The sequence below is a fragment of the Gemmobacter denitrificans genome (genome assembly GCF_036964905.1).
GTDB classification, from domain to species: domain Bacteria; phylum Pseudomonadota; class Alphaproteobacteria; order Rhodobacterales; family Rhodobacteraceae; genus Gemmobacter; species Gemmobacter denitrificans.
The window spans coordinates 119,768-133,964 of the sequence record NZ_JBALHR010000011.1 but is presented as its reverse complement, the minus strand read 5'-3'; the positions used below and the strand labels follow the sequence as shown (position 1 = coordinate 133,964).

Here is a 14,197-nt window from a genome sequence, read left to right as displayed (position 1 = left end):
ACCCAATATCAACGATCAAAAAAGCACTGACGCGGGGTGGAGCAGCCAGGTAGCTCGTCAGGCTCATAACCTGAAGGCCGCAGGTTCAAATCCTGCCCCCGCAACCAGAAATTCCACGCTAGATCAATAGCTTAAGAGCCGCCCTGAGGGGCGGCTTTTTGCGTTCACAACGGCAGGTCAACAATAGGTCAACAAACGGACGGAAACAGCGTAAGATTCCAGTGTGATAGTGGCCCGACAGGATCAGCAACGCGCGAAAACCGCAGGGGGCGGAGGTCGACAGTAATCGGAGGCCAGACGCAAAGGTTCATTGGCAACGGTTCGCTTCGGTAATTGCTTCCATCGACTGAACTGACCTATCGTTGGTCTACACGTGGGAGCAAATGATGGCAGAGAGCATTGCGGGTTTTCCTTACTATTATGCGATGCCTCTCGAAGACATGTTTCCAAGGCGCACCGAACTTAGCCCTGCTGAATGGCATGACCGATACGAGCAGGCCAAGAGCTCTCTCGTTCAATTCGTTGGCTGTCGAGATCCCTACGTCCTCCTCGCAAAAACTGCGCTGCGGCAGCTGATTGAGGCACGACAGAACAACACCGACACTTTCAAGAAAATCGAACTTCATCAGCTCGAGCTCCTTCAGGCGATCGCTGTGGCCGTCGGCACAAACAATCGATCCGTGCCCGCGACGCCGCGAGCATTTCAAAGACTTTGGGCGGACATAGCGCTGCTGTCTGAAGCATCTCTGGCAAGGCAAGATTTCTCTCATGAAGCGCTTGAGCAGGCATTCTTTCGAAAACGCGTTCAAAGCCAAACGGCCTATTACAGGTTCCACTACGACCAAGATGCCTGCGTCGAAGTCATGAGCGAATTCCTCGCCAGCTTGGATGCTGAAACAAACGTACAGCACGATTTCCTCAAAAAGTATCAGGCACTCGTGGCTCTCACCTCGATCATCGAGCAGCGGCTAAACGAGTTCCGGGTCAGAATTCGAGACCTAATGTCTGCCCTTACGAAAGAGGAAGTGCTACAAAGCGCCGATGCCTTCGCCACAATGTATCCGGCAGCTCGAATGGCAAGGCAGCACTGCGCGGCGAAAGAGCTTTCCCTAGATGAGTTGAAGTGGTCTGTCTTTCAGATTGCTGAACTTGCCTATCCTTGGATATTCACTGTTCCCAGAACCTATCTGACTGAAAAACTGGGTCCGATTGCTCCGCAAACTATTGAGAAGCTCTCATTTCAGCTGGGCGACGTTGACGAGGCGTCGATCGATCATTTCGTTCTGTCGAACCCGGTTTGGAAGAAGCCGTACTTGGTTATGCCGAGCGGCGACTTTTTTTGTGCCCTATCGCAAGGCCCCTATAGCTTTCCATTCCTCATTGTTGAGGAGCTTATCGCTGGGGATCAGAAGCTCCTCAAGAAGTACGCAGAGGTCAAGGCAAATTACTTAGAGAAGAAGATTGCGGTGGTTATCGGCAAGAGTGCACCGAGTGCGTCGGTCTTCTTCGGTGTGGTTTGGGATGATCCGGAGACCGGAGTTCGATACGAGAACGATGTCTTGGCCGTTGTCGGGAACTTCCTTTTCATGTTTGAGGCCAAGTCGGGAAAGATCAATCCAGGCGCCCGTCGAGGTGCAGAAAAGAGTTTGAAGAATGATCTAAAAGCGCTCTTCATCGATCCCGCTAATCAGGCGCAACGGCTTCAGCATCATCTGAACGCCAATCATTCAACGTTGAATCTCCGGGAGAAGGCCTCTGGCCGGAAGATCGATCTGGATCTGACGCGGCCCAAGTTGGTCTATCGTTTTAGTATCTGCTTTGAGCACTTTGCCCGGCTGACAAGTACAAGGCATAACTTCCTGGAAATTGGTCTGATTGACGAGGACACACCGTGGGCACCGGTGTTGTCAATCGGCGAACTTATGATGATCTCGAAGCACTTGGATAGTGAGGTTTCTTTTGTTCACTATTTGACCCGGCGCTTTGCAATCGAAAAGCAGATTGATTTCGAAGGTGACGAGCAGGATCTGCTCTCCCTGTTTCTTGCAAACGGTTTCTGTGTAACCGATGAAGGTGCCGGGGATCGCCGCATAACGTTTGTAGATGCAGATGATCTTGTGCGCGTGACAAAGGTGCAATCAGAGAACCGACAGACTGCCACTGTCTACGGCGTTCAATTGCCTCCACTTTGGAGCGCCACAGTATCCGAAATTTATCGAACCAAGGCTACACCGAACACGTTTGACTTCATTTCGACAATTCTAAATCAGTCTCCTCCAGGGCTCTTTGGCTTGCAAAAGAGCATCAAGCGATGGCGTAGCGGTGGAGGAGGCGCTGGAAAGCCAGTCCAGTATATTAAGTTCAAAGTCGCCGACCGGACATTCATCCTAATGATTGTGCTTCGACGATTGAGGGAGTTTGATCCCCAAACGTGGCACCAAGAAGCCAAGATGCTGGCGATGGAGGCGGGCAACGAGGAGCCTGCGCTAACCGATTGCGTTGTTTTCGCCTACCTCAAGCCATCGAACAACTTCACTCATGATGCAGCGTCATTCTTTCGCTTTTCACCGCGCGGCGTTGGGCGAGCAATTTGAACTTGTTCTGTCGTAGGGGTGCGCCTTCAGCTTTCAGACTCGGTATATCGCGCGACACTCTACGTAGTTTCGCGTCTATCCTTAATCAGATAACCTGCCACGAAGTTCACCGCCCCCTGCGCCAGCGCGAGCCCGCCGGCAACAAGGGACGCCCCCACCTCTCCACCGCAGGCTTCGGAGAGCCCCGGCAGCCAGGGCGCGATGATCGCGGCCACGATTGGGCCGAGCAGGCTGGTCCAGCCGACAGCGGCCATCTTGCGGGTGGGCCGAAGGTTGCGCTGGTTAATCAGGTTCATGATGGTCTCTCCTTTGGTGGGCTTCAGGCCCGGTTGATCCAGTTGCGCACGACGAAGCCCGGGCAGGCTTTGGCGGCGTGGTCGTTGTGACCGGTGATGCGGGTGATGGCGGTCTCGGCGCGGATGGCATCGATCAGACCGCGCAGGGCGCGATCCTGGGCGGCGGTGAAGTTCCGCTCGAACAGATCTGTGGCGGCCGAACCTGCCCCGCCGATCAGACAGATATGAATCACGCCGCGATTGTGGCCTTCGACCCCGGCACCGATCTCGGTCTCGGCGCGGCCAGGCAAGATCGCGCCGTCGCGATCGATCAGATGGTGGTAGCCGATCTTGCGCCAGCCGCGTTCTTCGCGGTGCCACCGGTCGATCTCTTTGCGCTTGGCGGTGAGGGGCTGGCCCCGCATCCAGTCCGGGTGGGTGGCCGCACAGTGGATGACGATCTCGTCCACGGGATAGCGGGCGCTGCCCTGGAAGATCATGGGCCCGGCTGGCAACGGCACCGCAGGCTTCAGGTTGCGGATCGCGCCGCGTTCTGCGGCGACAGCCTTCAGGGCGCTATCGGTGCGGGGGCCGAAGAGGCCATCGATCGCACCGCTGTAGTAGCCGAGGCGCGCCAGACCCATTTGCAGGGCTTTCAGCGCATCGATCTGGTCGGTCATGGGTTCGGTCCTTTCGGGCAAAGAAAAACCCCGCCGGAAGGGCGGGGCGCGGGGCAGTCTGGGAACGGTTCAACCGGCCTTGGGCGGGTCCGGTGGGGGGCTTGGCGCCTCCCGGGCGGCGGCCAGTTCGGCGGCGAGAAGGGCGCAGCGTTCAGAGAGGATAGCGATCTGCTGGCGCAGTTCGGCGACATAGGCGGATGAGGCGGCAGGCGACATGGAGGCTCCTTTCAGGGTCAGAAATCGGTCTCGAGGTAGAGGCCGGTGCATTCGAACGCGACGGCCGCGGCGGTGGCGCCGTTGTTGAGGAAGAGACGCGGCGCGAGGAAGGTTGCCGCCTGGGGCAGGTCGGTCGTCACCTCCTGTTCGAAGATGGCGCCGGTCAGCTCGTTGACGGCGCGCAGCCAGATCGAAGCGCCCGCCGCCGGGCACCAAATGGTGAGGGTGATCAGCCCGGCGGTCGCGACGGGAAACCCGGCACCGAGATCCAAAAGGCTCGGCGCGCCGGTCGCGTCATTGCGGACCAGTTGCCAGTTCGTATGGGTGCCGCGCTGGAACCCGATGCCGATGGCTTCGACAAGGGTCGCCAGGGTTGTCGTGACTGCGAGGGCTGCGATCGATGCCAGCAGACCGAAGAATCCCATCCCGGTTGCCTGAAGAGTCGTCAGGCTGATCCGGGCCACGAAGGTGAAGCCGCCGAGGCCCGCGGCATTCCCGCGCCAGCATGTCGTGACCGCCGAGCGCTGGTCGCAGACCGAATCCACGACTGCGGCCGATGTGACTCGCCATCGCCGGGAGCTGTTCAGAAGCGATCCGGCGCTCAGGGCGGTATGGCTGACCGTGCCAACGCTGGTTAGCGCGATCCCTTGTGCCGCGATCGTGGTGCCGGAAACCGGCGCCCATATACCGATCCGGTTCAAGCCGGTGTGGGGTTGCAGCGGGAAATCCCGCCCGGAAGGTCTGACGACTTCCAGCCAGGGGGCGCCCGCGCGCTGGCGGCCATAGAGCGCGAGCTTTCCCGCGGGGGGCACGGCCGGGATCGCAGCAAGGCCGGGCAGGATCAGCGGCTCCGGGAACTCGGCCCGCCCCGTGGCACGATCGATCACGAAGGCGTCGAAGAAGGCCAAGCTGTTCGGCGAAACCTTCAGAGTCACATCGTCGGACCCCAAAAGCCCAAACAGCGCCCGCGCCGAAAAGCCGGTCTTCAGCGCGAGGCTGGCATCATTCCCGGCCGCAGCCTTGTTGATCGTAGCCTCATGCGACCCGCCTGCATTATTCAGAAGCGTTGCGGCCGCATTGATGCTCAGCCGGTTCGAAGCATCGGGCGAGGCACCACCAAGGCCCAAGCCCAGCGCGGTGACATTCGCGGCGGCCGCGCCGATCGCTGTGACGCTGGCCGCGAAAGTCACGGTGGGCGTGTTGATGATCGTGCTGCCCAGCGCCCCGGCGATGGTCGAGCCAAGGTTGATCACCGTCGTCGATCCGGCTGCGCCGCCGGTGCCGAGGTTTACAGTCTTCGTGACCCCGGTCGTCGTGCCGCCGGTGCCAAGCCCGTAGGTAGCGGTTGTGGTCGCCGTGCCGATCGTCACCGCCGCATTCGAAAACGTCGTCGCCCCTGCGAAGGTCTGGGCGGCGTTGCCAAGATGTGCCAGCGTGGCCGATAGGTTCGGCAGGGTGAAAGTGCGGGTCGTGCCCGTCGATAGGCCCGAGAGATCGAAGGACGCGAGCCGCGTCGGATCGGCATCGTCGCTCAAGCGGAAGAGGTTGTCCGGGAAGGGTAGTGCTGACTGCCGCACCCAGGCGCCGCCGAGAAAGGTCAGGGCGGCATCCGTCGCGCGATCCCAAACCGACCAGCCTTCCGCGGGCGGATAGAAGGCCCAGGCCCCATCCTGCCAGGCGGCAATCGCAAAGGCTTGGCCTGCCCAAGCGCCGGTCGGTGCAGAGCCCACGACGTATCGGGCACCATCGACAGGCGATCCGGGAGGAGTGTTCAGGCCGATGCTTTCCACGGCGGGCTGCACGAGGCCATCGAGGGCGCGGAAGGCCTCGTTGACGGTGATATGCTTCTGCGCCTGGTTCGCCTCGAGAAAGGTGAGGCGGATGTTCGGGGTGTCGGCCATGGGGCCTCCGGATCAAAGGGTGATGTCGAGGATTGCGCCCCGACCCAGCGCGCCGATCTGCGCGATGCGAAGCGAGAGGGGGCCGGAAACGGGGGCGCCGAAGTCGGCCGTTTGCATGGCGGCCGTGTAGGTGAAGGCAGGCGTGGCAAGGCCGGAAACCGTCCGCACCACTGCCGCCCCGTTCAGGATGTCGATCTCGTAGCCCTCGGCCGCCTCGCCCAGCGGCACCTCGGTCAGGGCCCAGTTGTCGCCCGCAAAAGCGCGGGTGCGGCGGGTCCAGCTGAGCGCAATATCGCCGCCGGGTTGGTTCACCCGCCGGGGATGACACGGCCGCCAGGGGCGCAAGCCGCGGGCCGAGGGGGCGAAACTGACCGCAAGGTTCGCCGGGTCGCCTGCGGGCTTGCTCGAAGCCCCGATCCGCCAGTTCCAGGCCGCGCCATAATCAGCGCTGCCGATTGGCAGGGGTTTGACCCCGCCGTCCAGCACGACGATCCGCGCACCGGCGGGGGCTGGGTTTGCGATCGCGTCCTCAGTGCCGAGAAGGCCACGCAGAAGCCGGGTCAGGCGCCAGCGCCCTGGCGATTCCAAGCTGGCAGTGGCGAAGCCGACAATCTCCCACAGGTCAGGAACGGTCTCGATCGCCACCCAGTTCGTGCCCGAAAACACTGCCGCGTCGCTGACGCTGGCGAACTGGCCTGCGATCATGTCGACCCAAAGTTCATTGCCGCGGTCGAAGCGGTTGGTCGGCCCGGCATAAATGGGAAAGGCCAGGGTGCCAAACCAGCCCGGCCGCGAAATCGTGGTCAGGACTGCGAACCCGTCCGTGGTGGCCGATCGCCACACCGCCGCCGTACCATACCACGGGGCGGCATGGGCGGCGGCATAGGGCTGCCAGTCGGGGAAATCCTCCGACAGTTGCGGCAGGTTCATGAGGGCAACGAGGGGAGGGCCGTAGACGGCCTTCGCGCCCGAAGTCGCGCCGCGATCGGAACCAGGGGCCAGGTCATAAAGCGCGCGATCTGACCGGCGGGCTTCCACCCGCCGCCCAGCACCATCGGTGATCGAGGTCAGGGCAAATTCGATCAGGCGGTTGTCGTGATCGAGTAGGATCACATCGGCCGGGTCCAGCGCCAGGCGCGAAGGCGGCAAGGTGAAGCTCGCCTTCTCACGGCCGACCCATGCCTCGAAGAGAGCCCGGCGCACCCCGCGTTCGGCGGCACCGCTGGTTGAGGCAATGGGCAGTTGCTCTGCGGAAATCCGGGCCGTGTCGACGGTGATCCGTCGCGCCTCGACCGTGATGCCTGCAAATTCCTCATCCCGCGCCATCAGCCGCCATTTGAGGGCGAGGGGCAATTCGGTCTCTTGCGCCCGGGTCAGTTCCAGATCCTCGGCCTCGCGGTTGGCCGCCACCAGCGTGTCGAGGGTGATCGTCGCCACCGGCCGCTGCCCCCGCATGCGGAAGCGGATTTTGCCCTCGGCCTCGAAGGCGTCGAAGCCGAAGAGGCGGGCGAGGGTCTCGATGGAAGCGCGGGGGCTTTCGATCGCGTTGACGGCGAAACCCGGCACCGACCCGGCGAGATCGGTCACATCGAGGTCAGACCCGGCCAGCCCAGCGCGGGCGCAAAGTTCGGCGACGAGTTCGGCCAATCCGGTCGCCCCGGCGCGGCCGGTAAGCCAATGCCCGAGGCGCCAGTTCTCGGCATCGGACCAGACATCGCTACGGGCAGGAAAGGCGGGGAAGGGCCGGGCGTCCCATGTCCAAAGCGCAATCTCGGCGGTCTCGATCATCCGGCCGGAATAGAGGGACGCCGAGGGGTTGTTGGCCGGATTGGCCCAATAGCCGATCAGGGCCTCGGCGTAGCGGCGCTGGATGAACTCGTCCGGCCAGCCACGCGAGAAATGCGGCAGCAGGGATTCCGAGGATTTGGGATCGACAAAGATATTCGGCTGGTTGGTGCCGCGATCGACGCAAGGCGCACCGGCTTCGGTGAAGCGGATCGGCTTTGATCCGGGTACCCAAGCGGTGGGCCCACCGCTTTCTATGCCACCGGGTCGGTTGATGTGCGGCTGGCTCCACCAGTTCCGCAGGTCTTTCGGGCGGAAGACCCAAGGTTTGCCCGCGCCATCGGTTATCGCCGTCCGCGTTTGAGAAATCCTGTCGGCCGAGGAGGCATAGAACCAATCGAACCCCTCGCCGCCCTCGATGTTGGCTTGCAGGTAGGCAGTCTGGTGCGGCCCCTGCCATGCGGCCAGAGCATCAAGGTGGTCATCGCCATCGCGCCAGTCCGAGAGCGGCAGGTAGTTGTCGATGGCCACGAAGTCGACGTGCGGCGAAGCCCAGAGCGGATCGAGGTGGAAGAACACGTCCCCCGTTCCATCGGCAGGCTGGTGGCCGAAGTATTCTGACCAGTCGGCCGCATAGCTGATCTTGGTGGCAGGCCCGAGGATGGCGCTGACATCGGCCGCGAGTTGCATGAAGGCGGTGACGGCGGGATAGGTCGTTGCCCCCGAGCGGATCTGTGTCAGCCCGCGCATCTCGGTGCCGATCAGGAAGGCATCGACGCCCCCGGCCGCGGCGCAGAGATGGGCATAGTGCAGGATCATCCGGCGCAGGCCCCAATCGCTCCCGCTGCCGGTGAAGCTGACTGTCGTCCCCGAAACAGAAAACTGCGCGGGAGCAGCCGAGCCGAAAAAGCTGGCCACTTGGCTGGCGGCGGTGGCCGTCTTGTCGACCGTGCCCGCGAAGCCTGCTGCCGGGGCGCAGGTGATCCGCCCGCGCCAGGGATAGACCGGCTGGCCCGGGGTGCTGCCATTCGGTGAGTACGGGTTCGGCAGGGTGTTGGCGGCCGGGATGTCCATCAGGATGAAGGGGTAGAAGGTCACCCTCTTGCCGCGGGCCTTCAGGTCTTGGATGGCCTGCACGACCGCGGCATCGGTGGGCGTGCCGCCATAGGCCGGGCCGCCGTTGACAGTGGAAACGACATGGGCCCCGGCGCGGGTGACGCCATTGACCCGCCAGACCATCGGGTTTGTGGTCTTGGTGGTGGATTCCACGCCCGGCTTGATCTGGCAGTTGCCCGCGCGCAGATCGGTGCCGAACCAGGACACGACAAGGGACACCGCCTCGCATTCTGGCAGGGCGGCGTCCAGCCGGTTCAGCGAGGCCACCAGATCAGGCAGGCCTTCGACGCTGTTCTCGTTCTCCGGGGTGGAGGTGCCATTCCCGCTGCCGCTGTTCCAAAGCCCGGGGGCCGCGGTGGTGCGGGTGACGGTCTGGGTCGCATAGACGAACTCGCCCGCCGACGGGATCAGGTTCACGGCGCGGACAAGGCGTTCCATGGCGGCGGGATCGGGCGAGGGCCGGATCACCTCGAAGGAAAGCTGCGGCAGGCGGTTGCCGAATGTCTCCAGCGCCAGATCCTCGAACACGACATAGGCCACGCCGCGATAGGCCGGGGCCTGCCCAGCGCCCTCCTTCGCTTCGATGAACGGGTCTGGCATCTGGCTTTCCGTTCCGAGATGCACCCGGATCACGGCGCCCGGCACATCGAAGGGTTTGCCGTCTGCCCATATGCGGCAGACGCCACCGATCGGGCCCTCACAAAGCGCCACGGCGAAGGAGGCGTAGTAACGATAGCCTTCAGTGACGACTTTGGGCCCGCCGCCCTTGCCACCGCCTTGGGTCTGGCGGAACTGTTCCTCGCGGAAATCTGTAGCCCAGATGATGTTCCCGCCCAGCCGCATCGTGCCGTTGAGCCGCGGGATCACGGCGCCCTCGGTGGCCGAGGTCAGGCGCAGATCGTCAAGCTTGGCGCCTTCGATGCGCTGGTCAGGCGCAAGCGAGCCGATGATCAGGCTGTCGATGACGGAGCCTGCAAAGGACCCGATGGCGCCGCCGATCGTGGCCGCGCTGAAGCCGAGAAACGCACCACCGAAGGCGCTGCCGATTGCGGAACCGGCGGCGGCGAGGAGCATGGTTGCCATGGGGATCAGCTTGGAAAGAGGAAAGCCGCCACGGCGCGGCGGCGCCAAGGCAGGGTGAAGAGTTCGCGGGTGACGCCGGTGGTCTCGCGGGCGTGGATGAGGGCTAGATTGTCGGCAGGTCCGGGCACAAGGATGCCGCAGTGCTTGGCCGGACTGGTCGCGACCATGCGGAACAGGATCAGCGCCCCGGGTTTGGCCGCGGTGACCGGCATCTCGATCAAGAAAGCCCGGGCGGCCTCCCACATCACTTCACGCCCGCTGCTCTCGCCCCAATCGCGGGTATAGGGGGGCGGGGCGACAGGTTCCGCCCCATGCAGATCGCGCCAGATGCCGCGGGCAAGGCCGAGGCAATCGGTGCCAAGGCCGCGGGCGGAGGCCTGATGCAGGTAGGGCGTGTCGAGCCAGCGTTCCGCGATCGCCACGACCCGCGCGGGATCGGCCGGGGCGCAGAGTTCAGCCATCGGCAAGGGCGCGCCGGAGTTCGCGTCGGTCTCGTTCGGGTAGCGGGTGACCAGATCATCGCCGGGGATCGAGGGGAAGCCGCGGAAGTTCAGCGCATTGCCGAACTGGTCGCGGCAGGTGGCGTGGCGTTTGTCGCAGCCCGCGGTAATGGCGAAGGCATCGCCCGGGGCGATCGGGCGCACCGGTGCCTCCATGAGGGTGATCGTGGCCGTGCCGCTGGCGAGGGTGTGGCTTGCCACCTCCGCCCGCCGCCCGGCATTGGCGCCGGAGGTCCATTCCACCACCCCGAAATCGAACCAGCCTGAGGCAAAGGCCCCGAGGCCCGTCGCGACGTTAAACCGCCGGTCGCGATCGTGGCCGTTACAGACCCTGTGCCGCGATAGAGTGGCCCCGACAGGTTTACCCCGCAGCGGGCATCACCCAGAGTTGCATCGCAGAAATACTGGAACGTCCGGCCGACAGGCTGGCTCAGAAGATGCGCCAGCGCCCGCACTTCGGCGGTGAAGGCATGTCGCCCCCGCCTGATCTCGCCAATGCTGCCGCGACGCATCAGGACGCGCTGGCTGACCGCTTGCCAGTTCACGAGCAAGACCTCGACCGCGGCGTTGTCCCAGAGGCCATCGGCGATATCGGTCTCGGTGATCCGGTCTGACCTCAGCGCGCCTTGCACGTCCTGGGCGTCAACCGACAGATCGCCCAGGCTTCTGATCTCGCTGGCCGCGAAACCGGTCTCGGGTTCGAAACTGGTCCCCGCGAAGGCCAGCACCCGGTCGTGGTCGGTGAACCCGAACACCGCGCCATCGCGGCGTTGCAACCGCCAGCACCAAGCGAGGGTTGTCGTGCCGGAATCCAGATGTGCCTGGAACCCAGAGGGCAGGGTCTTCATGGGGTGCGGTCCTGTTGTTCGAGGCGGCCGACGGCGGCGCCGATGCGGGCGATGTTCTCGTCGAGGCGGATCATCCGCTCTTCGATCACCGCGATGGCGCGCAGCGCTTCGGCCATGTCGCGGATTTGTTCGGGGCGGATGACCGAAAGCTCGGTGACTTGCCGTTCGATCATCGCGACGCGGGTGTTGATGATGCCCGCCCACCAGATCGCGGCGCCACCTTGAGCGGACAGGGCCAGCGCGAGACTGACATAGGCGACATAGCCCATGGTGTTGCGGTCTTTGGGTGGGGTCATCGGCGCACCTCGATCAGGGGAATGGAGGGAATGGACCCGGTGCGTTCGATGTCGAGCGTAACGGGCAGCTCGTCGGTGTCGAAGCGCACCGGCACGTCGAACTCGAACCCGGCCCGGATCACTGCACCGGTGGTGGGCGCTGCGACAAAGGTGACGATCCCGGTCGTCGTGTTGACCGACCAGCCCGACCCTTGCGCGATCCCGTTCAAGGAGACCGTCACGCTGCCCGCCACGGGCTTGATGATGGCCCGCGCCCAGGATTGCGCGCCGGAGGCATAAGTCTTGGTCAGGGCAAAGGTGGTGGCCGATCCATTCCCGGTGCCGATGATCTGGTCGGTGGGGGCGGGCGCCGCCGAGGGCAGGCAGGACTTGTAGTCCGACCAATCCTTGAACCGAAACGCGTGCAGGCGGCCGTTGCGGGCCTCGAAGAAGGCCACGACCGCCGCCAGATCGTCGGCCCGGCGCACGCCATAGGAGACATCGTAGCGGCGGCGCGAGTTGGCCCAGGAGGCATTGCGTTCCTCGTCGCCCGAAGCCAGTTCGACGATGCGGGTGCGCCGTTCAGGCCCGCCTTTCGCGCCGCGGCTGATGCTGTCCGGAAACCGTATCTCGTGAAACGCCATTCAGCTGCTCCTCCGGCCATAGGCGACGGCCCGGGCGATGTCTGAGGCGACTTGCGCGCGGGAGGCGCGGAAGCTCTCGGCATCACGGGCATAGATGTTGACAGTGGTGCCTGCCCCGCCTTCCCAAGCGCGGGTCTCGGCACGGTTCAGGACGCGTTCGCCGCGCAGAAGGACGGCCGCGTATTCGTCGGAGCCAAGCCCCATGCCGCCGCCATTGTGGAAACGCGGGGCGGCGGCGAGGGCTGCGGCGGGGATCATCAAGCTGGCGGGGCCGGGCACTCGGCCGCCAGCGTGATAGACCCCGGCCGAGATCGATCCGCCGCCAATACCCCCGCCGATCCCGCCCAGAACCCCGCCCAGCGCCGAGGCGAGGGGGCCGAAGACAAAGCGGCGGAAGGCGATCTTGGCCAGATCGGCGATGATCGACGTCGCCAAACTGCTGAAATCCAGCTTCCCCGTCCGGACGAACTCTGCGACAGCCTCTTCCCCCGCCCGAAAAGCGCTGGTGATCGCCTCGCCGACGCTGCCGCCCCAGTTCGCGGCCTCGGCGGCATAGGTGGAGAGCGCTTCGCTGACCGCCGCCCAGCCGGTGGCAGCGACATCGGCTGCGGCAGCCACTTCCTCGGCCGTCTGCAACGGCCCTCCGCCGCCGCCCGCGCCTCCCGCCGCGGGATCGTCGGGTGTGATGGAGATTTGCAGCGCGCGATCACGGACGTCGTTGAAGTATTCCGAGAGGGGCGAGCCAGAGACGATGCCGCGGATTTGCGCCGCCAAGGCCGCGCGACGTTCCGCATCCCGGGCGGCATAGGGGTTTGCCACGCTGTCGATGCGGAAGGTGGCCGGGTCCAGTGTGGACAGGGCCGGATCGAGGCCGACGGCCTCAAGCGCCGCGTTCGCCGCTTCGGCCAGGGCGTTGATCCCGGCCAGCGCCTTCTCGATCATCCAGTTGACGGCATCGATTACGGCGTTGGCCGCGCCGACCGCGAGGGCGCCAACGGCATCCGGCACGCCCTGGAAGGCGTAAGTGGCTCCTGCAGCTGCGACCTTGAAGGCGTTGATGACGAGGTCGCCCATCCAGATGACGCCGTCGAGAATCCGCTCCCTGGCCCAATCGGCCCAGGCGACGGCATTGTCCCACCAGCCGCGGATCGTATCGAAGACCGGCTTGCCGATCTGATAGACGTCCTCTGCAAAGACCTGCCAGGCCGCCCGCGCTACGTCCGTGAAACTGACCTGTGCGCCGGTCGTCTCGTTGATCTCGTTGCGCATTCCAGCAATCGCGGCCGAGCCAAGTGCTACGGCAGCCGTCACCAGCGGGAAACGTCCGGCGACTTGCAGCACCCCTTGGCCGAGAGTGCGCGCCATGCCGCCCAGATCGCGGAAGAGCGCCCCGACCCCGCCATTTCCGAACCCATAAATCTGGGAAATCTGGCTGCCTTGCTGCGCCATGACCATGAAGGGATTCATGCCGCCTGCGAGGGACACCCCGATGTCCTGAAGCTGGAAGGACAGGTTCGCCATGCGGTGGCTGGCGTTGCGCGTGGCATTACTCATCCCACCGAGCGCCGTGGTCCGCCCCTTGATCGCCGCGATGCTGGCCAGCGTTGCCTGCCGTTCGCGTGAAATCGCCGCCGTCATCTCCTCCGCGGAAATCGCCCCCATGCGGTGCGCTTGCCGGATCTCGGTGAGGGTCGATCGATACTCCCGCACCACCGCGAAGAGCGGATTGTGCTTGGCCCGCAGATCATCGAGGGCCCGGCCATAGGCTGCCACATCCGCCGCGTCGCGCGCCATGCCGCCGGAAACGCCAGTCGATCGATTGACCGTGTTCATGACCGAGCCCGATACCGCCCCCGCCTGACGCAAGGCCGTCGCGGCGCGGGCCGCGCGATCGGCGAGGTCCTGCATCTGGCGCATGGCCTCCCCGGCCGAGACCCCGGCGGCGTTCAGCCCTGCCGCCGCCCGGGGCCCCGCCGCCTCGATCAGGGTCAGTGCGCGAGCACCTTCCTGGCCGATACCCACCAGTTCGGCCTTTAGCGCCTGTCCGCCGGTTGCGACAAGGCGCACCGAGACTCGGCGTTCAGTTCGCGTCGTCATGGTTCTGGGCTCTCACTTGGGCGTTGATGCCGCGGACGGCGAAGGGTTCGATCAAGGGCAGAAGCTCGGCCGCGATCAGCCGGTTCAGGCCCAGCGCCTGTGCCATCGCCAGCGCTGCGGTCATGTCCCAGCCGACCACCCCGCCAGGGATGGCGCGATACTGGCCGCGGAGGGACTGGGCCA

The 14,197-nt window shown here is 64.5% G+C and carries 10 protein-coding genes, 1 tRNA gene and 2 pseudogenes; 2 read left to right on the top strand and 11 right to left on the bottom strand.

What is annotated here, in order from left to right; all coding sequences use genetic code 11:
• Nucleotides 1-30 precede the first annotated feature (30 nt).
• Nucleotides 31-107: transfer RNA gene (locus V6590_RS16145), tRNA-Met, on the top strand.
• Nucleotides 108-386: 279 nt separating this feature from the next.
• Nucleotides 387-2,594 carry a hypothetical protein gene (locus tag V6590_RS16140; RefSeq protein ID WP_335424705.1) on the top strand — a complete coding sequence of 736 codons (2,208 nt, stop codon included), beginning with the start codon at nt 387-389 and terminating at the stop codon, nt 2,592-2,594.
• A gap of 59 nt (nt 2,595-2,653) precedes the next feature.
• Here V6590_RS16140 and V6590_RS16135 read toward each other — a convergent pair whose 3' ends face one another.
• From V6590_RS16135 to V6590_RS16085, 11 genes and pseudogenes are all read right to left on the bottom strand, one after another.
• Nucleotides 2,654-2,890 carry a hypothetical protein gene (locus V6590_RS16135; RefSeq protein WP_335424704.1) on the bottom strand — a complete coding sequence of 79 codons (237 nt, stop codon included), beginning with the start codon at nt 2,888-2,890 and terminating at the stop codon, nt 2,654-2,656.
• A gap of 23 nt (nt 2,891-2,913) precedes the next feature.
• Nucleotides 2,914-3,549, bottom strand: a complete 636-nt coding sequence (locus V6590_RS16130; RefSeq protein WP_335424703.1) for an N-acetylmuramoyl-L-alanine amidase — start codon at nt 3,547-3,549, stop codon at nt 2,914-2,916.
• 69 nt (nt 3,550-3,618) lie between these two features.
• Nucleotides 3,619-3,765, bottom strand: coding sequence for a hypothetical protein (locus tag V6590_RS16125; RefSeq protein ID WP_335424702.1), 147 nt, complete (start codon nt 3,763-3,765; stop codon nt 3,619-3,621).
• Between the two features lie 17 nt (nt 3,766-3,782).
• Nucleotides 3,783-5,666, bottom strand: a complete 1,884-nt coding sequence (locus V6590_RS16120; RefSeq protein ID WP_335424701.1) for a DUF2793 domain-containing protein — start codon at nt 5,664-5,666, stop codon at nt 3,783-3,785.
• Between the two features lie 12 nt (nt 5,667-5,678).
• Nucleotides 5,679-9,650 (bottom strand): baseplate multidomain protein megatron, encoded by a 3,972-nt coding sequence (locus V6590_RS16115; protein ID WP_335424700.1) that lies wholly within the window; start codon nt 9,648-9,650, stop codon nt 5,679-5,681.
• A 5-nt stretch (nt 9,651-9,655) separates the two neighbouring features.
• Nucleotides 9,656-10,063: pseudogene (locus V6590_RS16110) on the bottom strand (C40 family peptidase); the annotation flags it as partial.
• 51 nt (nt 10,064-10,114) lie between these two features.
• Nucleotides 10,115-10,998, bottom strand: a pseudogene (locus tag V6590_RS16105) (DUF2163 domain-containing protein); the annotation flags it as partial.
• Nucleotides 10,995-11,294 carry a hypothetical protein gene (locus V6590_RS16100; protein WP_335424699.1) on the bottom strand — a complete coding sequence of 100 codons (300 nt, stop codon included), beginning with the start codon at nt 11,292-11,294 and terminating at the stop codon, nt 10,995-10,997. The gene V6590_RS16100 and the pseudogene V6590_RS16105, both read right to left, overlap by 4 nt.
• Complete coding sequence (locus V6590_RS16095) at nt 11,291-11,917, bottom strand: phage distal tail protein, Rcc01695 family (protein ID WP_335424698.1); 627 nt, start codon at nt 11,915-11,917, stop codon at nt 11,291-11,293. The genes V6590_RS16100 and V6590_RS16095 overlap by 4 nt, the downstream gene beginning before the upstream one ends.
• Nucleotides 11,918-14,014 (bottom strand): phage tail tape measure C-terminal domain-containing protein, encoded by a 2,097-nt coding sequence (locus V6590_RS16090; protein WP_335424697.1) that lies wholly within the window; start codon nt 14,012-14,014, stop codon nt 11,918-11,920.
• Complete coding sequence (locus V6590_RS16085; RefSeq protein ID WP_434063271.1) at nt 13,998-14,153, bottom strand: DUF7697 family protein; 156 nt, start codon at nt 14,151-14,153, stop codon at nt 13,998-14,000. The genes V6590_RS16090 and V6590_RS16085 overlap by 17 nt, the downstream gene beginning before the upstream one ends.
• Nucleotides 14,154-14,197: the final 44 nt, after the last annotated feature.